Raw genomic sequence first — 21,702 nt, 5'->3', positions numbered from 1 at the left:
CTGGTGCTCCTCGTGGTCGCGTGGGCGCTGCTGCGCTGACGGGGCTTCGTACGATTCTCGCCTGACCCATTCCCGAGGAGAACGGCGAGACGTGACCAGACCCACCTATCGTGGCCGCGCCCTGAGCATCGCCGCGGTCGCACTGACCGCGCTGCTCACCGCCTGCGGCGGCGGCTCGACGGACGACCCGCACGGTGTGGACATCTCCAGCGGCAGCCAGCGCGTGAACCTCGTCGCCTTCGCCGCGCCCAAGCCCGCGTTCGATGTGGCCATCCCGCTCTTCCGCACGACCGACCCGGACGTCGGGTTCTCGCAGTCCTACGGCGCATCGGGCGACCAGTCGCGCAAGGTCGCGCGGCACGTGCCCGCCGATGTCGTGAACCTGTCCGTGGCGCCCGACGTGACCCGCATCGTCAAGGCCGGCCTCATCGACAAGGACTGGGAGAAGGCCTACCCGCGCAAGTCGGTCGCCTTCACCTCGCTGGTCGCCGTCGTCGTGCGCCCGGGCAATCCGAAGGGCATCCACGACTGGTCCGATCTGCTCAAGCCCGGCGTCGAGGTGATCACCCCCAACCCCGCCAGTTCCGGGTCGGCGAAGTGGAACCTGCTCGCGCCGTACGCGGCCGTGTCGAACGGGGGCCAGGAGCCCGCCAAGGGGCTGGCCTTCGTCAAGGAACTCATCCGCGACCACACGACGGTGAGCCCCGGATCGGGCCGCGACGCGACTGCCGCGTTCGAATCGGGTCAGGGCGATGTCCTCCTCAGCTACGAGAGCGAGGCGGTCCTGCTGCAGCGGCAGAGCGTCGAGGACGGCAAGCCGAGCCCCGAGTACTTCATTCCGCCGCAGTCCTTCCGGATCGACCTGCCGGTCGCGGTGGTGAAGACGGCGCAGGACCCGGACGCCGCGAAGCGGTTCGTGAACTTCCTGTTCTCCCCCGAGGCGCAGCGCGCGATCCCCGCATCCGGCTTCCGCGCCGGTGATCCCGCGATCGCCGCCGAGACGGCCCACGTGTTCTCCGCGCAGCCCCAGCGGCTGTGGACCATCGATGAGCTCGGCGCCGTTCTCGGGAAGGGGACCGCCGCGAAGAACAACGGCAAGGACCTCGTCGGCTGGCCCGCCGTGGATGCGGCCCTGTTCGGCGACAAGGGCGCCATCGCCACCGCCTACAAGAACGGGGGCAAGTGATGCGCCGCTTGATCAATCCGATGCGCATCGGAGTCGCCTGGCTGTGGATCTCGCTGATCGTGCTGTTGCCTATCGCCGCGATCACGACCAAGGCCTTCGACAACGGCTGGTCCGGATTCTGGGACGCGTTGACCGCGAAGAACGCCGTGTCGACCCTCGTGATCACCGTGTGGGTGGCGCTGCTGGTCACGGTGATCAACGTGGTGATGGGCACCGTCATCGCCTGGGTGCTGGTGCGTGACGACTTCCCCGGCAAGGGGATCGTCAACGCCCTCATCGACCTGCCCTTCGCGCTGCCGACGATCGTCGCGTCGATCGTCCTGCTCTCGCTCTACGGGCCGGACAGCCCGGTCGGACTGACGCTCAACGCGACCCAGCCGGCGATCGTCATCGCCCTGGCCTTCGTGACACTGCCCTTCGTCGTACGGCAGGTGCAGCCGGTGCTCATCGAACTCGACCGCGAGGTCGAGGAGGCCGCCGCGTCCCTCGGGGCGCCGAACCGGGTGATCGTGCGGAAGATCGTGATTCCCACGCTCCTGCCCGCGATCCTGTCCGGTGCCGGCCTCGCCTTCACCCGGGCGATCGGCGAGTTCGGATCGGTGGTGCTGGTCGGCGGCAACGTTCCGGGCAAGACGCAGGTCGCCTCGCAGTACATCCAGCAGCAGCTCGAGGTCGACAATCAGGTGGCGGCGTCCGCCGTCTCCGTGGCGCTGCTCGCCATCGCCTTCGTGTTGTTGGCGGTGATGCGGTTCGTCGGGGGAAGGACCGCTAAGCGGGAGGAGAACGACTGATGACCGGATACCGGACGGCCCCGCACCTCGGTCCCGGCGAACCCAGGGAGGAGAACGACTGATGAACCTGTCCAAGAAGACGATCCTGAGTCTGCGATCGGTCGCGCTGCTCTACCTGCTCGTGCTGCTCGTGCTGCCCATCGGCGTGATCCTGTACCGCTCGTTCGAGCGCGGATTCGGCGAGTTCTGGGCGTGGATCACCACGCCGGCCGCGATCTCGGCGCTGCAACTGTCGCTGCTCATCGTGGCCATCGTGGTGCCGCTCAACGTGATCTTCGGCGTGCTGGTGGCGCTGGCGCTGGCGCGGGGGAGGTTCCGCGGCAAGGCCGCGCTCCAGGCCGCCGTCGACCTGCCCTTCGCGGTGTCGCCGGTCGTCGTGGGCGTGGCGCTGATCATGCTGTGGGGCGTGGGCGGCTGGTTCGGCGGGATCGAATCGCTGGGCTTCCGGGTGATCTTCGGACTTCCCGGCATGGTGCTCGCCACGACCTTCGTGACGCTGCCCTTCGTGGTGCGCGAGGTGGAGCCGGTGCTGCACGAGATCGGCCAGGACCAGGAGCAGGCCGCATCGACGCTCGGGGCCAATGCCTGGCAGACCTTCTGGCGGATCACGCTGCCCGCCATCCGCTGGGGCCTGACCTACGGCGTGGTGCTCACGATCGCCCGCGCACTGGGCGAGTACGGCGCGGTGCTCATGGTGTCGTCGAACTTCCCCGGCATCTCCCAGACGCTCACCCTGCTCGTGAGCTCACGCAATCACGACGACTACAACACGTTCGGGGCGTACGCCGCCGCAACACTTCTCATGCTGCTCGCGCTCATCGCGCTGGTGGTGATGTCCCTGCTCGAAGCGACCCGTAGGAGGAACCGCGATGACGATTAACGTGGTGGGAGCCAACAAGCGCTACGGCGACTTCGCGGCCCTCGATGATGTGTCCCTGGAGATCCCCGATGGATCGCTGACGGCGCTGCTCGGCCCGTCCGGCTCCGGCAAGTCGACGCTGCTGCGGTCGATCGCGGGCCTGGATCGGCTCGACTCCGGCCTCGTCGAGATCAACGGGGTGGACGTCACGCACGCGACGCCGCAGCAGCGCGACATCGGCTTCGTCTTCCAGCACTACGCCGCGTTCAAGCACATGACGGTGCGCGAGAACGTGGCCTTCGGCCTGAAGATCCGCAAGCGTCCCGCGGCCGAGGTCAAGGCGAAGGTCGACGACCTGCTCGAGGTCGTCGGGCTCACGGGCTTCCAGACCCGCTACCCGGCCCAGCTGTCGGGCGGCCAGCGCCAGCGCATGGCGCTCGCCCGGGCGCTCGCCGTGGACCCGCAGGTGCTCCTGCTCGACGAGCCCTTCGGCGCGCTCGACGCGAAGGTGCGCGACGAGCTGCGCTCGTGGCTGCGCCGCCTGCACGACGAGGTGCACGTGACCACCGTGATCGTGACCCACGACCAGCAGGAGGCGCTCGACATCGCCGACCGCATCGCCGTGCTCAACAAGGGCCGGATCGAGCAGGTCGGCACTCCGGCGGACGTCTACGACCGGCCCGAGACCGAGTTCGTCATGTCCTTCCTCGGCTCGGTCGCCAAGCTCAACGGGGTGCTGGTGCGGCCGCACGACATCCGGGTCGGCCGCACGCCGGAGCTCGCCCGTGCCGGTGACCAGACCGCCGAGGAGGCGGGTGTGCTGCGCGCCGAGGTCGAGCGGGTCGTCTACCTCGGCTTCGAGGTGCGCGTGGAGCTGAAGAACGCGGCCACGGGGGAGTGCTTCCATGCGCAGATCACCCGCGGCGACGCCACCGCGCTGCACCTGGCCGAGGGCGATGTGGTGTACGTGCGCGCGACCCACGTCCCGGAGATCGCCATCGCGAAGTGAGACGCGGTGCGCGGGTACCGTTGCCGGCATGGCCGATTTCACAGGTATCGACTTCCAGCGCGTGACCACCCGGGAGCAGCTGCTCGGCTTCCAGGAATGCGCATCCGTCGGTTTCCAGATGAAGCTGCCGGATTCCGGGCCGTGGCTGGACGCGGTGTCCGCCCAGTTGGAGACGCTCGATCATCGCGTGGCGGTGGACGGCAGCCGGACGGTGGGGACCTTCCTGTCCTTCGATCAGGAGCTGACCGCGATCGGCGGCGCAGCGGTACCCGTGCGCGCGGTCTCCGCGGTGACGGTCCTGCCCACCCACCGGCGCCGCGGGATTCTCAACCGGCACATGCGCACCTGCCTCGCCGAGGCGCACGCCGCGGGTGCGGCCGCCGCCACCCTGGTCGCGGCGGAGTACGCGATATACGGCCGGTTCGGGTTCGGGCCGAGCACCGAGACCGTGGACTACCGGATCGCCGTCGACCCCGCTCGCCTGCCGGCGCCGCCGGTGGACGAGGTGCGTTACGTGTCCGGCGAGGAGTACTTGGCGGCGACCTTCCGGATGCAGGAGCTCCTCGACGTCCCCGGGCGCGTGACGATTCCGGAGCTCGACATGCGGCGCACGGCGGGGCTGCTGCGCGGCGATGAGCCGGATCCCGCCCTGCGCGTGGTACTGCGCCGCGGAGCCGACGTGGCCGGCGTCCTGACCTACACGGTCGAGAGCAAATGGGCTGAGAGCCGGCCGGACTCCACCCTGAAGGTCACCGAACTGGTCGGCGTCGATGCGGCCGCCGAACGCGACCTGTGGTCGTTCGCGATGAGTATCGACTGGGTGCGCCGGGTCGAGGCGCCGCAACGCCCGCTCGATGACCTGGTCTCCACCGTCCCCGCCGACCCGCGCACCGTGCAGGTCTCGAACCGCTCGGACATGCTCTGGATCCGGCCCCTCGACCTGCCCGCGCTGTTCTCCGCGCGGACCTACGCCGCCGCCGGCCGGATCGTGCTCGACGTCACCGACCCTGGGTTCGACGGTGTCGGCCCCGGCCCGGCGCACGGACGGTTCGTCATCTCGTCCGACGGTGGCGCCGGAACCTGTTCCGCCACCGACGAACCCGCCGACCTCGCGCTCGATGTCACGGACCTCGGCCGGCTCTGGCTCTCCGACGAGCCGGCGTCGCGGCGCGTCGCGACCGGCTCCGTGCGCGAGCTCACCGAGGGCGCCGCAGCCCGCGCCGATCTCATGCTGTTCAGCCCACGGCGGCCGTGGGCGGTCGAGCACTTCTGACGGTCGGCGGACCGTCGAACCGCCTAGACCAGGTGGGCGAGCGCGTCCCCGACCAGGCCCGCGGCGAGGGTGTTGCCGCCGGCGGGGTCGATGAGCAGGAAGCTGCCCATCTCCCGGTTCTTGTCGTAGTCGTCGGCGACGATCGGCTCGGCGGTCTGGACCGTGATCCGGCCGATCTGGTTGAGCTCCAAGGTCGTTCCCTCGCCCACCGTGAGGTTCTGCTCGTCGAAGACGGCATCGAGCCCGCCGACGATGGCCTGGGTGGTCTTGGTGCCGTGCTTGAGCAGCAGCCGCGCACCGATCCGCAGCGGCTTCTCGGCCAGCCAGCACACCGTCGCCTCGAACTGCTGCCGCGGCTCGGGGGCGTCGGCGGCGGAGACGATCACGTCGCCGCGGGAGACGTCGACATCGTCGGCGAGGATCACCGTGACCGAGCGGCCCGTGTGCGCGGAGGCGAGCTCGCCGTCCGCGGTGTCGATCCGCTCGACGCGGCTGCGGGTGCCCGCGGGGAGCACCAGGACCTCGTCACCCACGTCGACGGTGCCGGCGGCCACCTGACCGGCGTAGCCGCGGTAGTCGGGGTACTCGGGGGTGCGCGGCCGGATCACGTACTGGACGGGGAAGCGGAAGCCGATGGGCTTCGTGTCCGGGTCCGTCGGGATCGCCTCGAGGTGCTCGATGAGCGAGGGACCGTCGTAGTAGGGCGTGCTCTCGGAGCGCGAGGCGACGTTGTCGCCGTGCAGGGCCGAGACGGGGATGGCGTGGACGGCATCGTCGGACCAGCCCAGCGAGGAGGTCAGCTCCCGGAAGGTCGCCGAGATCTCCTGGAACACCGACGCGGGATCGTCCACGAGGTCGATCTTGTTCACGGCGAGCACCAGGCGCGGCACGCCCAGCAGCGACAGCACGGCGGCGTGCCGGCGGGTCTGCTCGATGACGCCCTTGCGGGCGTCCGTCAGCAGGATCACGACCTGCGCGGTGGACGCGCCGGAGACGGTGTTGCGGGTGTACTGCACGTGGCCCGGGGTGTCGGCGAGGATGAACGAGCGGTTGGGCGTCGCGAAGTAGCGGTAGGCCACGTCGATGGTGATGCCCTGCTCACGCTCGGCCCGCAGGCCGTCGACCAGCAGCGACAGGTCGGGCGTGTCGAGGCCCTTGTCGACCGACGCGCGGGTGACGGCGTCGATCTGGTCGGCGAGCACCGACTTCGTGTCGTACAGCAGGCGCCCCACGAGGGTGGACTTGCCGTCGTCGACGGAGCCGGCGGTGGCCAGGCGGAGCAGTGCGGGTGCTGTGTTCACGGGAGCGCTCATCAGAAGTAGCCCTCTTTCTTCCGGTCCTCCATGGCGGCCTCGGAGACCCGGTCGTCGCCGCGGGTGGCGCCGCGCTCGGTGAGCCGCGACGCGGCGACCTCGGCCATGATCTGCTCGTTGTTCGACGCGGTGGACAGGATGGCGCCGGTGGTGGAGCCGTCGCCCACGGTGCGGTAGCGCACCGACAGGGTCTGCACGTCCTCGCCCTCGCGGGGGCCGCCCCACACGCCGGAGGTCATCCACATGCCGTCGCGGTCGTACACCTCGCGCTCGTGCGCGTAGTAGATCGACGCCAGCTCGATGTCCTCGCGGGCGATGTAGCGCCAGATGTCGAGCTCGGTGAAGTTGCTGATCGGGAACACGCGCACGTGCTCGCCGGGCGCGTGCCGGCCGTTGTAGAGGTTCCACAGCTCCGGGCGCTGGCGCTTGGGGTCCCACTGGCCGAAGGCGTTGCGGAGCGAGAAGATCCGCTCCTTCGCGCGGGCGCGCTCCTCGTCGCGGCGGCCGCCGCCGAACACCGCGTCGAACCGGTTCTCGGAGATGGCGTCCAGCAGCGGCACCGTCTGCAGCGGGTTGCGGATGCCGTCGGCCCGTTCCTCGAGCCGGCCGTCGGCGAGGTAGTCCTCGACCTTCGCGACGTGCAGCCGCAGGTTGTACTTCTCGACCATCCGGTCGCGGAAGTCCAGGACCTCGGGCAGGTTGTGGCCCGTGTCTACGTGCAGCAGCGCGAAGGGCAGGGGCGCCGGCCAGAAGGCCTTCACCGCGAGGTGCAGCAGCACCGTCGAATCCTTGCCGCCCGAGAACAGGATCACGGGGCGCTCGAACTCGCCCGCGACCTCGCGGAAGATGTGGATGGCCTCGGACTCGAGGGCATCGAGCGTGCTGAAATCCGTGCTGGCGCCGGCGGACACGATTGACTCCGTGGGTTCTGTGATGGTCATGAGGCGTGCAATCCGCATTCTGTCTTGGTCGAACCGGCCCAGCGGCCGCTGCGAGGATCGGAACCGGGGGCGGGCTTGTTGGTGCACGGCTGGCAGCCGATCGACGGGTATCCCTCGTCCACCAGCGGGTTGACCAGGATCCCGTTCTCCTCGATGAACTGCTGCATCTGCTCGTCGGACCAGTCGACGATCGGGTTCACCTTGAGCAGGCCGAAGCCCTCGTCGAAGGAGATGAACGGCGCGTTCGCGCGGGTCGGCGACTCGACCCGGCGGATGCCGGTGACCCAGGCCCGGTAGCCCTTGAGCGATTCGCGCAGGGGCACCACCTTGCGCAGGTTGCAGCACTGCGCCGGATCGGTGGCGAAGAGGTCCTTGCCGATCGTGGCGTCCTGCTCGCCGACGCTCTGCTCGGGCGTCACGTTGAGCAGTTCCACCTCGTAGATCGCCTCGACCGCGTCGCGCATGCCGATCGTCTCGGGGAAGTGGTAGCCGGTGTCGAGGAAGAGCACCTTCGGGCGGTCCTGCACCTGCTTGGCGAGGTGCACCAGCACCCCGTCCTGCATGTTGGACGCGACGATGAAGTCCTCACCGAAGGTGTCCAGCGTCCACTGCAGGAGCGTGAGCGCGTCGGCGCCCTCCAGCTCCTTCGACGCGCGCGCCGCGAGGGCGCGCAGCTCGTCCGCGTCCCGTCCGGTCAGGGGGTTCGACGGTGCCGTCATCGCAGGTCCTCCTCCGCGGCGCGGAGCGTCCACTGCGCGAACCGCTCGCCGGTCTCGCGCTGTGCCACGAAGTTCCGCACCACTCGTTCGATGTAGTCCCCGAGCTCCGTCGACAGCACCTTGTGCTGGCGCAGCTTGCGACCGAAACCGCTGTCGAGCCCGAGGCTTCCACCAAGGTGAACCTGGAATCCCTCGACCTGATTCCCCGCGTCGTCGTCCACGAGCTGCCCCTTGAAGCCGATGTCGGCGATCTGGGAGCGGCCGCAGGAATTGGGGCAGCCGTTGATGTTCACCGTGATCGGTACGTCCAGCTGGGCGTTGATGTCGTTCAGGCGCTGCTCCAGGTCCGGAACCAGGACCTGCGAGCGCTTGCGCGTCTCGACGAAGGAGAGCTTGCAGAACTCGATGCCGCTGCAGGCGATGAGGTTGCGCCGCCAGATCGACGGGCGGCCCTGCAGGCCCAGGGGCGCCAGCTCGTCGATCAGCGAGTCCACCTGATCATCGGGCACGTCCAGCACGATGAGCTTCTGGTACGGCGTGAACGAGGCGCGATCGGTCCCGACCCGCTCCATCGCGTCGGCCACCTTGCTCAGCACGGTGCCGGACACGCGGCCGGCGATGGGGGAGAAGCCGACGGCGTTGAGGCCGTTGCGCAGCTTCTGCACGCCGATGTGGTCGATCGGCCGCTCCGGCTGCTCGGGCGCCGGACCGTCGATCAGCTTGCGGCCGAGGTACTCCGTCTCGAGGACGTCACGGAATTTCTCCACCCCCCAGTCCTTGATGAGGAACTTCAGCCGCGCCTTCGACCGGAGCCGCCGGTAGCCGTAGTCGCGGAAGATCGAGACGACGCCCTCCCAGACGTCGGGGACCTCGTCGAGCGGGATCCAGGCACCCAGGCGTTGCGCCAGCATCGGGTTCGTCGAGAGGCCGCCGCCGACCCACAGGTCCAGGCCGGGGCCGTGCTCGGGGTGCTCGACGCCGATGAAGGCCACGTCGTTGATCTCGTGGACCACGTCCTGCTGACCCGAGATGGCGGTCTTGAACTTGCGCGGCAGGTTCGAGTACTTCGGGTCGCCGATGTAGCGGCGGACGATCTCGTCGATCGCGGGCGTCGGATCGAGGACCTCGCCGAAGGACTCGCCCGCGAGCGGCGAGCCGAGCACGACGCGCGGGCAGTCGCCGCACGCCTCGGTGGTCTTGAGGCCCACGGCCTCGAGCCGCTTCCAGATCTCCGGGACGTTCTCGATCTCGATCCAGTGGAACTGCACGTTCTGCCGGTCCGAGAGGTCCGCGGTGTCGCGGCCGAACTCGGTGGAGATCTCGCCGAGGGTGCGGACCTGGGCGGCGTCGAGCTTCCCGCCGTCGCACCGCACCCGCATCATGAAGTACCGGGCCTCGAGCATGTCGATGTTCTCATCGCCGGTGAAGGTGCCGTCGTAGCCCTGCTCGCGCTGGGTGTACAGGCCCCACCACCGCATCCGGCCCCGGAGATCGGCCTTGTCGATCGAGTCGAAACCCTGCTTGGAGTAGATGTTCTCGATGCGCGCACGCACGTTGAGCGGGTTGTCGTCACGCTTGGACTGCTCGTTCGCGTTCAGCGGGGTGCGGTACCCGAGCTTCCACTGACCCTCCGAAGTGCGCTTGACCGGGCGCGTGCGAGCGGGCCGCGTGGGCGCGGCGTCGGAGGAGGGGACAGGGGCGTCGGTGATCGACGTCATGGAGACTCCTGGGATTCATGGGATGGCGCGCCAGGGCTGGTGGCGCTCAGGGGCTCGACGCGGTACGAGGCGGTACGAGGCGTCGGGAATCAGGCCCGACAGCCGCTGCTGCAGACCCGCAGGTAATCGATGTGCCGGCGCGATGCCAGCAACTCACCCTGTCCATCCATCGAGATCATTGTGCCATCGGATGGGCGGAGAAGTGGAATCGGGTTTCGCTCAGTGATGCGTGAAAACCGCAGGGTCGCGCACCTGCAAGACTGGAAGGATGTCCGCGCCCTCGATCCCCGAGCTCAGCAGGCTCGACGGTGCCGCGACGCCGTTCGGGCTGTATCTGCACGTGCCCTTCTGCGCGACGCGCTGCGGCTACTGCGACTTCAACACCTACACGGCCGGCGAATTGGGCGCGTCCACGTCGCCGCAGGCGTGGGCCGAGGCCGTCGACGGGGAGCTCGCGCTGGCGCGGCGCACCGTCGGCGACGTACCGGTGTCGACGGTCTTCGTCGGGGGCGGGACCCCGTCGCTCCTGGGCGGCGACGGCCTGGCCGCCCTGCTGGACACGGCCCGTCGGCACTTCACCTTCGCCGACGATGCGGAAGTGACCACCGAGTCCAACCCCGAGTCGACCTCGCCGGAGTTCTTCGCGCGGCTGCGGGAGGCGGGCTTCACCCGGGTATCGCTGGGCATGCAGTCGGCGGCCCCGCACGTGTTGCGCGTGCTGGACCGCACGCACACGCCCGGGCGGGCGGTGGCGGCGGCCAAGGAGGCCCGCGCCGCGGGCTTCGACCACGTCAACCTGGACCTGATCTACGGCACGCCGGGGGAGTCCGACGACGACCTGCGGGCCTCGCTGGACGCCGTGCTCGACGCGGGGGTGGATCACGTCTCGGCGTACGCGCTCATCGTCGAGGACGGCACCGCGCTGGCCCGCCGGATCCGCCGCGGCGAGCTCCCCGACACCGATGACGACGTCCTCGCCCACCGCTACGAGATGCTCGACGACGCCCTGCGCGCCGCGGGTTTCGACTGGTACGAGGTGTCCAACTGGGCACGATCGGACGCCGCCCGGTGCCGGCACAACGAGCTGTACTGGGAGGGCGCGGACTGGTGGGGCGCGGGTCCCGGCGCGCACGGCCATGTGGGCGGCACGCGGATGTGGAACGTCAAACACCCCGCCCGGTACGCCGAGGCCGTCGCGGGCGGGGCGCTGCCGATCGCGGGGCACGAGGTGCTCACCGCCGAGGACCGGCACGTCGAGGAGATCATGCTCCGGGTCCGTATGCGGTCTGGGATCCCCGTCGAGGTGCTCCGGGCCGAGGAGATCGGCCGCGCCGATACCGAGGTCGCGACGGGGGCGCTGCGTCGTGAGGGGAACGCGTACGTACTCACCGACGCGGGGCGGCTGCTCGCCGACGGCGTGGTGCGGCGCCTCCTCGACTGAGCTACGACAGCTTCCAGACCACCGTCACGGTCACGGTCAGCGACTGCTCGCCGGCCTCGATCGGCACCGGGGACGCGGCCACGCCGGGCGTGGAATCGGGCGTGTACTGACGGGTCGTGATCGGCCGCACGGCCGCACCCTCCGACACGGTGCGGACCTCGCCGAGCTTGCCGCCCGAGAGCTTGGCGTACTGCTCGGCGCGGCTCTTCGCCTCCGCGAAGGCCTTGTCGCGTGCGGTCGCCTTGAGGGCCGAGTCGTTCTCGATGTCGAAGCCGACGGAGCTGATCCGCGTCGCGTCGCCGCCCGCGGTCGCCAGGTCGCCGAGGAGCTTCGAGGCGGTGTCCAGCTTGCGGACCTTGACGGTGAGCGACTGCGTGGCCTCGTAGGAGGTGATCTGCCGATCGGTGCCGTAGTGCGGATTGACCCGCACGTTCGCGGTCTGGACGTCCTTCGGGTCCACGCCGTTCGCCCCGGCGGACTCGATCACCTTCTGCGCGCTCGCGGAGGCGTCGTTGAGCGCGGTCGTCACATCCGCGGCCTGGTGCTGCACCGCCAGCTGCACCGTCAGGACATCGGGCTTGCCCGACGCCTCACCGGTGCCGACCGCCGTGATCTCCCGGGGAGAGTCGTTGGAGGTGCTGGACGAGCCGCATGCGGTCACCGAACCCGCCATCGCGAGCGCGGCGAGGAGTGCGATGCCGGTCACGCGCCAGTTCCGTGCTGTGCCGGATGTCCGATTCGTCATGGCGTCAGCGTGGCAGGAGCGGCACGCCTTCGCAGCGGATCGGTGCTTACGGCAACGTTCCTGGCGGTTAGACCAACTCCCATTCGACGACGACCTGCGCGGTCACGATGCGCTCGCCGGCCTCCATCGCGGGGCCCGACCCGGGCGCCGCCGCGGCTTTCGCCGCGAGCATCATCTGCGGCCGCGGCGCGGACGACGGGTCGTCGGCGATGCTCAGCACGGCGCCCAGCGCGTCGCCGGACAGGCGGGCGTACTGCTCGGCCTTGGCCCTCGCGTCGGCGAACGCGGCGTCGCGGGCCGCGGCGGCGGGGGCGGCACCGTCGGACAGCGCGAAGGTGACGGAGTCGATCCGGGTGGCGTCGCGCGCCGCGACGGTGGCCGCCTGCAGCACCCAGGCGGCGTTGGCCACGTCCCGCACGGTCACCACGAGCGACTCCGACGCGGCGTAGCCCTCGAGCCTGCGGTCCTCCCAGGGGCCCGTCTCCACGGTCTGCAGGCCGACGTCGGAGGTGGCGATGTCGGCGTCGGCGACCCCGGCGGCGCGGACGGCCGCGACGACGGCCCGCGCCGCGTCGCCGGCGCCGGAGAACGCCGCCACCACGTCCGGCGCGCGGTGCTCGACCCCGATCCGGGCGATCACGACGTCGGGGATCGCGACGGCGGATCCGGTGCCGGTCTGGCGGATGGTGCGGGTCATGGGCGTCCCTTTCAGTCCTGGCGGGCGTGCTTACCGTGCCGGCCCGGGGAGGCCGGTCGCGGCGGGGTGCCGGGCGGCAGCGAGTACACGCGGCAGTGCAGCACCTCGCGGCCGCGCAGCGCGGATCGCACGGCCCGGTGCAGGCCGTCCTCGAGATACAGGTCGCCGTTCCAGGCCACCGCATGCGGGAACAGGTCGCCGTAGAAGGTCGAGTCCTCCGAGAGCAGCCGGTCCAGCGCGAGCACGGTGGTCGTGGTCACCAGGGCGTTCAGGCGGACCTGTTGGGGCGGGATCTGCGACCACTCGCGCGCGCTGAGGCCGTGCTCCGGGTACGGCTTCCCGTCGAGTACGCCCTTGAAGATCACGGCACGACTGTAGCCCGAGTAAACTGGCCGTTCGAAGTCCACACGAGAAAGGGCGGCGCATGTCGAGCACGGAGGACCGGCGGTTCGAGGTGCTCCGGGCGATCGTGGCGGATTACGTCGAGACCCAGGAGCCGGTCGGCTCGAAGGCGCTGGTCGACCGGCATCAGCTCGGCGTGTCCAGCGCGACGGTCCGCAACGACATGGCGGTCCTCGAGGCCGAGGGCTACATCACGCAGCAGCACACCAGCTCCGGACGCATCCCGACGGAGAAGGGCTACCGGCAGTTCGTCGACCGGATCGCGCAGGTCAAGCCTCTGTCGGCGGCCGAGCGCCGGGCGATCGTGCAGTTCCTCGAGACGGGTGTCGACCTCGACGACGTGCTGCAGCGCTCGGTGCGGCTGCTCGCGCAGCTCACCCGGCAGGTCGCGGTGATCCAGTACCCGGTGATCAGTTCGGCCCGGGTGCGGCACCTCGAGGTGGTGGCGCTGGCGCCCACGCGGCTGCTGCTCGTGGTGATCCTCGACTCGGGCCGGGTCGAGCAGCGGCTCGTCGAGCTGGGCGGCCCCGCGTCCGACGACGACCTCTCCCGTCTGCGCGAGCTGTTCGGTGCGGCGGTGCACGGCAAGCTCATCCCGGACGCGTCGATGGGCGTCGCCGACCTCGCGCCGCTCGCGCCCCGGGACCTGCGGGACGCGGTGATCCGGGTGTCGACGGTGCTCGTCGAGACCCTGGTCGAGCGCGTCGACGACCGGCTGGTGCTCGGCGGCACCGCCAACCTGACCCGCAACGCCGCCGATTTCGACGCGGTGTCCGGCTCGCTGCGCAGCGTGCTCGAGACGCTGGAGGAGCAGGTCGTGGTGCTCAAGCTGCTCACGGCGCGGCAGCAGCCCGGCACGGTGTCGGTGGCGATCGGATCGGAGACGCAGGACGAGAACCTGCGCGGCGCGTCGGTGGTCTCCACCGGGTACGGGGCGCCCGGCGCGGTGTTCGGCGGCGTCGGGGTGCTCGGTCCCACCCGGATGGACTATCCGGGCACGATCGCCTCCGTGGCCGCCGTCGCGCGGTACGTCGGAGAGGTGCTCGGTGCGCGCTGACGGCGCGCCGTCGCCCGGTTGACCAGGGCGAATGTTCCGAATCGGCCCCGTGGTGGAATCATGGGTTGAGTGCGGTCCGAGCAGGTCCGCTGATTGTCGTCCACGAGTTAGAGGGATTCGCCGCTGTGGCACGTGATTACTACCGCATCCTCGGAGTCGATTCGAAGGCTTCCGACCAGGAGATCAAGCGCGCGTACCGCAAGCTGGCCCGCGAGCTGCACCCGGACGTGAACCCCGACGACGCCGCGCAGGAGAAGTTCCGCGACGTCTCCGATGCCTACGAGGTGCTCAGCGACCCGGAGAAGCGCCGCGTCGTCGACATGGGCGGCGACCCGCTCGACAGTTCGCCGGGCGGTTTCGGCGGCGGCGGCTTCAGCGGCTTCGGCGGTGGCGGGCTGGGCGATGTCTTCGAGGCCTTCTTCGGCGGCGGCATGGGCGGCGGCGGGCGCGGCCCTCGGGGCCGCGTGCGCGAGGGCAACGACGCGCTGATCCGCATGGAGCTCGACCTCGACGAGTGCGCGAACGGCGTGAGCCGGGAGCTCACCGTCGACACCGCGATCCTGTGCGACAAGTGCCAGGGCTCGGGCACCGAGGGTGACAGCAAGCCCTCGACCTGCCCCACCTGCCACGGCGCGGGCGAGGTGCAGTCGGTGCAGCGCTCCTTCCTCGGCCAGGTCATGACCTCGCGGCCGTGCCCCACCTGCGCGGGCGTCGGCGAGATCATCGAGAACCCCTGCAGCAAGTGCAGCGGTGACGGGCGGGTCCGCACCCGTCGCAACCTCACCGTGAAGATCCCCGCCGGCGTCGGCGACGGCATGCGCGTGCGGCTCGCCGGCCAGGGCGAGGTCGGCCCCGGTGGCGGCCCCGCGGGCGACCTGTACGTCGAGGTCACCGAGCGTGAGCACGAGTTCCTCACCCGCGACGGCAGCACCCTGCACGTCACCGCGCGGGTCCCCATGTTCGACGCGGCGCTGGGCGCCGAGGTCAGCGTGCCCACCGTGATCGACGGCGAGCTCACCGTCGAGGTGCCCGCGGGCACCCAGACCGGCGACAGCAAGGTCCTGCGCGGTCACGGCATGCCCCAGGTCAACTCGCAGGCCCGCGGCAACCTGGTGGTGCACTTCGACGTGGCGGTCCCGTCGCGACTGGACAAGAAGCAGGCCGACAAGCTGCGCGAGCTCAAGGCGCTGTTCCCGGACGAGGGGCCGCACGTGGCGCGCCGCGGCGGTCAGGATCAGGGCGGCGGCATCTTCTCCCGCCTGCGCGACACCTTCGCCGGACGGTAGCCGCGGGTGGCGGCCACCGTCTTCCTCGCCGAGGCGCTCCCGGCCGAAGGAGGGGAGTTCCTGCTGGCCGGTGACGAGGGCCGGCACGCCGCGGCGGTGCGGCGCGTCCGGGTGGGCGAGGAACTCGTCCTGTCCGACGGTGCCGGGGGCTTCGCCCGGTGCACCGCGATCGCGGTCGGCAAGGCGGACGTGACGGTGCGCTGCTCGCAGACGTGGACGGTGCCGCCCGCGTCCCCACGGGTCGTGCTGGTGCAGGCCCTGCCCAAGTCCGACCGCTCCGAGCTCGCCGTCGAGTTGGCGACCGAGGCGGGGATCGACGAGATCATCCCCTGGCAGGCGGCGCGTTGCGTCTCCCGCTGGGACGGCGGCGGGGCCGGCGGCAAGGGTTCCGGGAAGGGCTCGGCGAAGGCGGAGAAGGGCGTCGCGCGGTGGCGCGCGGTGGCCCGATCGGCCGCGAAACAGGCTCGGCGAGCGTATGTTCCGGAGATCCACGACCTCGTGACCACGCGGGAACTCGTTCCGCTACTCACCAGTATGGATGCGAATGTAGTTGTCCTACATGAGGGTTCGGCGGTCCCGTTGGGTGAGGTTGACTTCTCAGTAACCGGAACCATCGTTATCGTGGTGGGGCCGGAGGGCGGAATCAGCCCCGAGGAACTGGATGCCCTGGTCGGGATGGGCGCGCAGCCCGCGCTCCTCGGCCCGACGGTGCTGCGGACTTCCACCGCGGCCGCCGTCGCCCTGGGTGCTCTGGGAGTAATGACCGACAGATGGTCCGGCACCCCGCCGGACTGACGGCCGGACCGGCGGGACGCCGGTGCGGCGGGGTGGCTCAGGAGGGCTCGGACACGATGGCGCGTCGCATCTTCTACGGCAGCGAGGACTCGCAGCACGGCCACTTCTACCCGGGCGATGCGGACAAGCCGCTGATCACACTGGTGCACGGTGGGTTCTGGCGCAGCCTCTACACCATGAAGATGGAGGCGAAGGTCGCCAAGGACCTCAACGACCGCGGCTACCCGGTGTGGAACATCGAGTACCGCCGGGTCGGTGAGCCCGGCGTCACCTGGCCGATCCTCAGCCAGGACGTGCTCGCCGCCATCGACTACGGCACCGCGAAGCTCGCGAAGGGCGCGGGGCACATCGTCGCCGCGCACAGCGCCGGCGCCACCCTCGCCGTGTGGGCGGCCGCGCAGCGCCCCGACGACCTGCTCGGCGTCATCTCCCGCGGCGGGGTCCTCGACCTGATCGAGCGCGGCGACGGTGATCAGTCGATGCGGCTGCTCTTCGACCTCGGACCGAATGCGAACCCGCGGCTGCTCAAGCGCACCTTCGCCGAGGCCAGCCCCGTCGGGCAGATGCCCTTCGCGACCCCCGTGCGCGTGCTGCACGGGCGGCTCGACGAGCAGGTGCCGTATCAGCTCTCCGAGTGGTTCCTGCAGCGTGCGCAGGAGAACGGCATGGGAGACGTGACGCTGACGATGATCGAGAAGGAAGGTCACGACGACTTCCTCGAGCCCGGTTCCAAAGGGCACGCCGCCACCGTCGCCGCGATCGAGGAGCTCTCCGCGAAGTAGGGGCTGTCCGAATCTCGGAGGCGGTGCCACCCGGTGGGGGACTAAACTGCAGATATCCGCCCCGACGGGGTGGTGCCCCGCCTCATCGACGAAGGATCGACGCACCGCGTGCCAGAGAGCAACAGTTCCGATATCCGCGCCCAGGCAGTGACCCCGGCGCGGTCCACCATCGAGATCCCCATCGAGCTGACCTTCGGACTCCTCGGCCCCGCGGACGCGAATCTGCGTGCCCTGGAAGGCGTGCTCGCCGCCGACGTCCACGCCCGCGGCAATGTCATCACGCTGTCGGGCACCCCGGCCGACGTGGCGCTCGCCGAGCGCGTCGTCGCCGAACTGCTCGCCGCCGTCCGCAGCGGCGTCGCGGTGAGCCCGGAGGAGGTGCGCCGCTCCGTCGCGATGATGACCGACGGTTCCGGTGAGTCGCCCGCCGAGGTGCTCACGCTCGACATCATCTCGCGCCGCGGCAAGACGGTGCGCCCGAAGACGGTCAACCAGAAGAAGTACGTCGACGCGATCGACGAGCACACCATCGTCTTCGGCATCGGCCCCGCCGGCACGGGCAAGACCTACCTCGCGATGGCGAAGGCGGTGCAGGCGCTGCAGACCAAGCAGGTCAGCCGCATCATCCTCACCCGGCCCGCAGTGGAGGCGGGGGAGCGGCTCGGCTTCCTGCCCGGCACGCTCAACGACAAGATCGACCCGTACCTGCGGCCGCTGTACGACGCGCTGCACGACATGATCGACCCGGAGTCGATCCCCAAGCTCATGGAGGCCGGGGTCATCGAGGTCGCGCCGCTCGCCTTCATGCGTGGTCGCTCGCTCAACGACGCCTTCATCATCCTCGACGAGGCGCAGAACACCACCGCCGAGCAGATGAAGATGTTCCTCACCCGCCTGGGATTCGGCTCGAAGATCGTGGTCACGGGCGACGCGTCTCAGGTGGACCTCCCGGGCGGCGCCACCAGCGGGCTGCGCGCCGCGGTGCAGATCCTGCGCGGCATCGACGACATCCACATAGCCGAGCTGACCAGCGCCGACGTGGTCCGGCACCGCCTGGTCGCCGAGATCGTGGACGCCTACGCCCAGTTCGAGCAGCAGCTCGAAGCCACCAAGCGCCCCCAGCTGGGTGGCGCGCGACGGATCCCGGGGCGCCGATGAGCATCGAATTCGCCAACGAGTCCGGTTTCGAGGTCGACGAGGCCGAGGTCGTGGCGGTGGCCGCGTTCGCCATCGCCGCGATGGACGTGCACCCGGGCGCCGAGCTGAACATGCTCGCCGTCGACCTGGACACCATGGCCGACCTGCACGTGAAGTGGATGGACCTGCCCGGCCCCACCGACGTGATGAGCTTCCCGATGGACGAGCTCACCCCGGGCGGCCGTCCCGACATGGTGGACGCGGGCCCCGCGACCCTCGGCGACATCGTGCTGTGCCCGCAGTTCGCCGCCGAGCAGGCCGAGGCCGCCGGGCATTCGACGGACCACGAGCTCAACGTGCTCACGGTGCACGGCGTGCTGCACCTGCTCGGCTTCGATCACGCCGAGCCGGAGGAGGAGCGGGAGATGTTCGCGCTCCAGGACGGCATCCTCGCCGACTACTACGCGCAGCAGCGCGAGCGCGACCGCCGGGCCCGGCAGTCCGCGCGCGACGACACGCTGCTGGGCCGCGCGGGCTTCCTGGGGCGGCGGGACTGACGCGTGTTCTCGTCGATCCTGCTGATCGTCGGCGTCGTCGGGCTCGTCCTCCTGGGCGGACTGTTCGCGGCCCTCGACTCCGCTCTGCTCACGGTGTCCCCGGCGCGGGTGGAGGACCTCGTCGAGGACGGCCGTCCGGGCGCGCGGCGCCTGCAGCGCGTGCTCGTCAACCGTCCGATGTACGTCAACCTGGTGGTGCTGCTGCGCACGGCGTGCGAGGTCCTCGCCACCGTGCTGGTCTTCCTGGTCCTCGATCGCTACCTGTCGACGGTGTGGACCGCGGTGCTCACCGCAACGCTGATGACGGTGATCAGCTACGTCCTGATCGGCGTCGGACCCCGCACCCTCGGCCGGCAGCACGCGTACACGCTGGGCTGCACCGCGGCCGTGGTGCTACAGGCGATCGCGATCCTCATGGGCCCGATCACCCGCCTGCTCATCCTCCTCGGTAACGCCATCACGCCGGGTCGCGGCTACCGCAACGGCCCATTCGCGACGGAGGTCGAGCTGCGCGAGCTCGTGGACCTCGCGCAGCAGCGCGGCGTGGTCGCCGAGGACGAGGGCAAGATGATCCAGTCCGTCTTCGAGCTCGGGGACACCGCGGCCCGTGAGGTCATGGTCCCGCGGCCCGAGATCGTGTGGATCGAGGCGGACAAGTCCGTCACGCAGGCCACTCGACTCGCCGTGCGCTCGGGTCACTCACGCATCCCGGTCATCGGGGAGAACGTCGACGACGTGCGGGGCGTGGTCTACCTCAAGGACCTCGTCGCCCTGCTCAGCGGCCCGGGGGACGACCGGCACGGCACCATCGAGGTCGGCCGGATGGCCCGTCCCGCTGTCTTCGTGCCCGACTCGAAGCCGGTCGACGCCCTGCTCCGCGAGATGCAGCGCACGAACAACCACATGGCGGTGCTGGTCAACGAGTACGGCTCGATCGCCGGTCTCGTCACGATCGAGGACGTCCTCGAGGAGATCGTCGGCGAGATCACCGACGAGTACGACGCCGGCGAGATCGCTCCCGTCGAGGAGCTCGGCGACGGGCTCTTCCGGGTGTCCGCGCGCCTCGACCTCGAGACCCTGGGGGAGCTGTTCGACGAGGACATCGAGGAGGACGAGGTCGACACCGTAGGCGGCCTGCTCGGCCTCGCTCTCGGCCGCGTGCCCCTGCCCGGTTCCGCGGCCCACGCGCACGGGCTGATGCTCGAGGCGGAGGGCACCACGAACCGGCGTGGGAGGATGCGGATCACCACGGTGCTCGTGCACCGCCTGGTTCCCGAGCCGGAGTCGTCCGACGACGGCGCTGCCACCGACGAGAGGGAACCCGCGTGATGGACGTCTCCGACGAGGACCGCAAGCTGGTGACCCTGGCCCGCGGCGCGATGGGCCGGGCCGGGTCCGCGCACGGCGCGGCGGTCCGTGACCTCGACGGCCGCACCTACGCCGGCGCGCCCGTCGCCCTGCGGTCCCTGGCGTTGACGGGGCTGCAGGTGGCGGTCGCGACCGCGCTGGGTTCCGGGGCGGAGGGCTTCGAGGCCGCTGTGCTCGTGGGGGAGGCCGACGGTGCCGACGCCGGAGCCGCGGCAGTGCACGAGGTGTCGCCGGCGGCGCCGATTCTGTTGTTCGACGAGCGTGGAGAGGCGCGGACGTGACCGAGGAGATCGAGACCGGCGGCGACGAGGGCGGGGACTTCCGCTCCGGATTCGTCTGCTTCGTCGGACGGCCCAACACGGGCAAGTCCACGCTGACCAACGCCCTGGTCGGGACCAAGGTGGCCATCACGAGTTCGCGGCCGCAGACGACCCGCTCGACGATTCGCGGCATCGTCAACCGGCCCGACTGCCAGCTGGTGCTGGTGGACACGCCCGGCCTGCACCGCCCGCGGACCCTGCTGGGGCAACGACTCAACGACCTGGTGCGCGACACCTACTCCGAGGTCGACCTCATCTGCCTGACCATCCCGGTGGACGAGAAGATCGGCCCCGGCGACAAGTACATCCTCGACCAGGTTCGGCACATGGCGCCGCGCACGCAGCTGATGGGTGTGGTCACCAAGATCGACAAGGTGGGCCGCGACAGGGTCGCCGAGCAGCTGCTGGCGGTGTCGGCGTTCCTGGGCGACGGCTGCGACGTGATCCCCGTGTCGGCGACCTCGGGCCAGCAGGTCGAGGAGCTGGTGCAGCTGATCGCCTCGAAGATGAAGCCGGGGCCCGCGTTCTACCCGGACGGCGAGGTCACCGACACCGACGACGACACGATGATGGCCGAGCTGATCCGCGAGGCGGCGCTCGAGGGCGTGCGCGACGAGCTGCCGCACTCCCTGGCCGTGGTCATCGAGGAGGTGGTCGAGCGGGAGAAGACGCCGGCGCAGGAGAAGTCGGGCAGGCCCGCGATGCTGGAGGTGCACGCGCTGCTGTACGTGGAGCGGTCGTCGCAGAAGGCGATCATCATCGGCAAGGGCGGCTCGCGCCTGAAGTCGGTGGGTACCGCCGCGCGCGAGGAGATCGAGAAGCTCCTGGGCCGCAAGGTGTACCTGTCGCTGCACGTGAAGGTGGCCAAGGACTGGCAGCGCGATCCGAAGCAGCTGGGGCGGCTGGGTTTCTAGAGTCTTGGTTCTAGCGGCCGAGCATCCGCTGCCACCAGGTGGGACGCGCATTTCGGTACTTCTCGGTGTCCGGAAGTGGCCCGGGGTCGTCGGCCCTGCCCTCGACGAAGTCGATCATCTGTTGGGGCACAGGATCCTTGAACGCGCGCAGTCCACTCACGACCACACGGATCATGTCCCGACGCTCGTCGATGGACACCGGATCTCGCGTCGCGTCAGTCATGGTGGCCTCCCGTGGTCTGCTTCCGGTTCTCAGTATCCTCGCGGTACCGGATCGTCGCCATGTGCATCGAGATTCCGCGCTCTGTCGTGGTGCCCAGTGACGATCTGAGCAGATCGTCGATGATCGCCCAACCGTCTCGGCGGCGCGGCTCTTCGGTCCGATGCTGCAC

General features: G+C 70.2%; 23 protein-coding genes. 15 read left to right on the top strand and 8 right to left on the bottom strand.

Going from position 1 to position 21,702, the window contains the following annotated elements; genetic code table 11:
- Nucleotides 1–91 precede the first annotated feature (91 nt).
- The 5 genes from HF999_RS16060 (at nt 92) to HF999_RS16040 (ending at nt 5,118) form a co-directional block, all read left to right on the top strand.
- On the top strand, nt 92–1,186 hold the full coding sequence (locus tag HF999_RS16060) for a sulfate ABC transporter substrate-binding protein (RefSeq protein ID WP_168546853.1): 1,095 nt from the start codon (nt 92–94) through the stop codon (nt 1,184–1,186).
- Nucleotides 1,186–1,977, top strand: coding sequence for a sulfate ABC transporter permease subunit CysT (gene cysT, locus HF999_RS16055; protein WP_168546852.1), 792 nt, complete (start codon nt 1,186–1,188; stop codon nt 1,975–1,977). The genes HF999_RS16060 and cysT overlap by 1 nt, the downstream gene beginning before the upstream one ends.
- 61 nt (nt 1,978–2,038) lie before the next feature.
- Nucleotides 2,039–2,857 (top strand): sulfate ABC transporter permease subunit CysW, encoded by an 819-nt coding sequence (gene cysW, locus HF999_RS16050; protein WP_168546851.1) that lies wholly within the window; start codon nt 2,039–2,041, stop codon nt 2,855–2,857.
- A complete protein-coding gene (locus HF999_RS16045; RefSeq protein ID WP_168546850.1) occupies nt 2,847–3,845 on the top strand; it encodes a sulfate/molybdate ABC transporter ATP-binding protein in 999 nt (332 codons plus the stop codon). The genes cysW and HF999_RS16045 overlap by 11 nt, the downstream gene beginning before the upstream one ends.
- 28 nt (nt 3,846–3,873) lie before the next feature.
- Nucleotides 3,874–5,118, top strand: a complete 1,245-nt coding sequence (locus HF999_RS16040; protein WP_168546849.1) for a GNAT family N-acetyltransferase — start codon at nt 3,874–3,876, stop codon at nt 5,116–5,118.
- A gap of 23 nt (nt 5,119–5,141) precedes the next feature.
- On the opposite strand, the gene HF999_RS16035 is transcribed toward HF999_RS16040, so the two are convergent.
- From HF999_RS16035 to HF999_RS16020, 4 genes are read right to left on the bottom strand one after another with little or no spacing between them, the layout of a single operon-like run.
- Entirely contained in the window at nt 5,142–6,419 is a 1,278-nt protein-coding gene (locus HF999_RS16035) for a sulfate adenylyltransferase subunit 1 (RefSeq protein WP_168546848.1), read from the bottom strand.
- A gap of 11 nt (nt 6,420–6,430) precedes the next feature.
- Nucleotides 6,431–7,372 carry a sulfate adenylyltransferase subunit CysD gene (gene cysD / locus HF999_RS16030; RefSeq protein WP_168546847.1) on the bottom strand — a complete coding sequence of 314 codons (942 nt, stop codon included), beginning with the start codon at nt 7,370–7,372 and terminating at the stop codon, nt 6,431–6,433.
- Entirely contained in the window at nt 7,369–8,091 is a 723-nt protein-coding gene (locus HF999_RS16025) for a phosphoadenylyl-sulfate reductase (protein ID WP_168546846.1), read from the bottom strand. Before HF999_RS16025 ends, cysD begins: the two co-directional genes overlap by 4 nt.
- The gene (locus tag HF999_RS16020) at nt 8,088–9,809 is read right to left on the bottom strand and encodes a nitrite/sulfite reductase (RefSeq protein ID WP_168546845.1); all 1,722 of its coding nucleotides are present in this window, start codon (nt 9,807–9,809) and stop codon (nt 8,088–8,090) included. The genes HF999_RS16025 and HF999_RS16020 overlap by 4 nt, the downstream gene beginning before the upstream one ends.
- Nucleotides 9,810–10,077: 268 nt before the next feature.
- On the opposite strand from HF999_RS16020, the gene hemW reads away from it, so the two are divergent.
- On the top strand, nt 10,078–11,250 hold the full coding sequence (hemW, locus tag HF999_RS16015; RefSeq protein ID WP_168546844.1) for a radical SAM family heme chaperone HemW: 1,173 nt from the start codon (nt 10,078–10,080) through the stop codon (nt 11,248–11,250).
- A 1-nt stretch (nt 11,251) separates the two neighbouring features.
- Here hemW and HF999_RS16010 read toward each other — a convergent pair whose 3' ends face one another.
- From HF999_RS16010 to HF999_RS16000, 3 genes are all read right to left on the bottom strand, one after another.
- Complete coding sequence (locus tag HF999_RS16010) at nt 11,252–11,995, bottom strand: SIMPL domain-containing protein (RefSeq protein WP_168546843.1); 744 nt, start codon at nt 11,993–11,995, stop codon at nt 11,252–11,254.
- 67 nt (nt 11,996–12,062) lie between these two features.
- Entirely contained in the window at nt 12,063–12,692 is a 630-nt protein-coding gene (locus HF999_RS16005) for an SIMPL domain-containing protein (RefSeq protein ID WP_168546842.1), read from the bottom strand.
- Nucleotides 12,693–12,703: 11 nt separating this feature from the next.
- Nucleotides 12,704–13,057: a type II toxin-antitoxin system VapB family antitoxin gene (locus HF999_RS16000; protein ID WP_168546841.1), complete on the bottom strand. Its 354-nt coding sequence runs from the start codon at nt 13,055–13,057 to the stop codon at nt 12,704–12,706.
- Between the two features lie 59 nt (nt 13,058–13,116).
- Here HF999_RS16000 and hrcA point away from each other — a divergent pair, with 59 nt between their 5' ends.
- The 9 genes from hrcA (at nt 13,117) to era (ending at nt 21,310) form a co-directional block, all read left to right on the top strand.
- A complete protein-coding gene (gene hrcA, locus HF999_RS15995; protein ID WP_168546840.1) occupies nt 13,117–14,151 on the top strand; it encodes a heat-inducible transcriptional repressor HrcA in 1,035 nt (344 codons plus the stop codon).
- 125 nt (nt 14,152–14,276) lie between these two features.
- Nucleotides 14,277–15,437 (top strand): molecular chaperone DnaJ, encoded by a 1,161-nt coding sequence (gene dnaJ, locus HF999_RS15990; protein WP_168546839.1) that lies wholly within the window; start codon nt 14,277–14,279, stop codon nt 15,435–15,437.
- 6 nt (nt 15,438–15,443) lie between these two features.
- Nucleotides 15,444–16,232: a 16S rRNA (uracil(1498)-N(3))-methyltransferase gene (locus HF999_RS15985; RefSeq protein WP_168546838.1), complete on the top strand. Its 789-nt coding sequence runs from the start codon at nt 15,444–15,446 to the stop codon at nt 16,230–16,232.
- 56 nt (nt 16,233–16,288) lie between these two features.
- Nucleotides 16,289–17,014, top strand: coding sequence for an alpha/beta hydrolase family protein (locus tag HF999_RS15980; RefSeq protein WP_168546837.1), 726 nt, complete (start codon nt 16,289–16,291; stop codon nt 17,012–17,014).
- 108 nt (nt 17,015–17,122) lie between these two features.
- Nucleotides 17,123–18,172 carry a PhoH family protein gene (locus HF999_RS15975; RefSeq protein WP_168546836.1) on the top strand — a complete coding sequence of 350 codons (1,050 nt, stop codon included), beginning with the start codon at nt 17,123–17,125 and terminating at the stop codon, nt 18,170–18,172.
- Complete coding sequence (ybeY, locus tag HF999_RS15970; protein WP_168546835.1) at nt 18,169–18,708, top strand: rRNA maturation RNase YbeY; 540 nt, start codon at nt 18,169–18,171, stop codon at nt 18,706–18,708. The genes HF999_RS15975 and ybeY overlap by 4 nt, the downstream gene beginning before the upstream one ends.
- A 3-nt stretch (nt 18,709–18,711) precedes the next feature.
- Entirely contained in the window at nt 18,712–20,037 is a 1,326-nt protein-coding gene (locus HF999_RS15965) for a hemolysin family protein (RefSeq protein WP_168546834.1), read from the top strand.
- Entirely contained in the window at nt 20,037–20,357 is a 321-nt protein-coding gene (locus HF999_RS15960; RefSeq protein WP_210733868.1) for a cytidine deaminase-like protein, read from the top strand. The genes HF999_RS15965 and HF999_RS15960 overlap by 1 nt, the downstream gene beginning before the upstream one ends.
- Nucleotides 20,354–21,310, top strand: a complete 957-nt coding sequence (gene era / locus HF999_RS15955; RefSeq protein ID WP_312854164.1) for a GTPase Era — start codon at nt 20,354–20,356, stop codon at nt 21,308–21,310. The genes HF999_RS15960 and era overlap by 4 nt, the downstream gene beginning before the upstream one ends.
- 10 nt (nt 21,311–21,320) lie before the next feature.
- Here era and HF999_RS15950 read toward each other — a convergent pair whose 3' ends face one another.
- Nucleotides 21,321–21,533: a hypothetical protein gene (locus HF999_RS15950; protein WP_168546832.1), complete on the bottom strand. Its 213-nt coding sequence runs from the start codon at nt 21,531–21,533 to the stop codon at nt 21,321–21,323.
- Nucleotides 21,534–21,702 lie beyond the last annotated feature (169 nt).

The sequence above is a fragment of the Tsukamurella spumae genome, from assembly GCF_012396015.1.
GTDB lineage: Bacteria > Actinomycetota > Actinomycetes > Mycobacteriales > Mycobacteriaceae > Tsukamurella > Tsukamurella spumae.
Note: the sequence above shows the minus strand (reverse complement) of the source record. Positions and strands in the feature narration are given on the sequence as shown.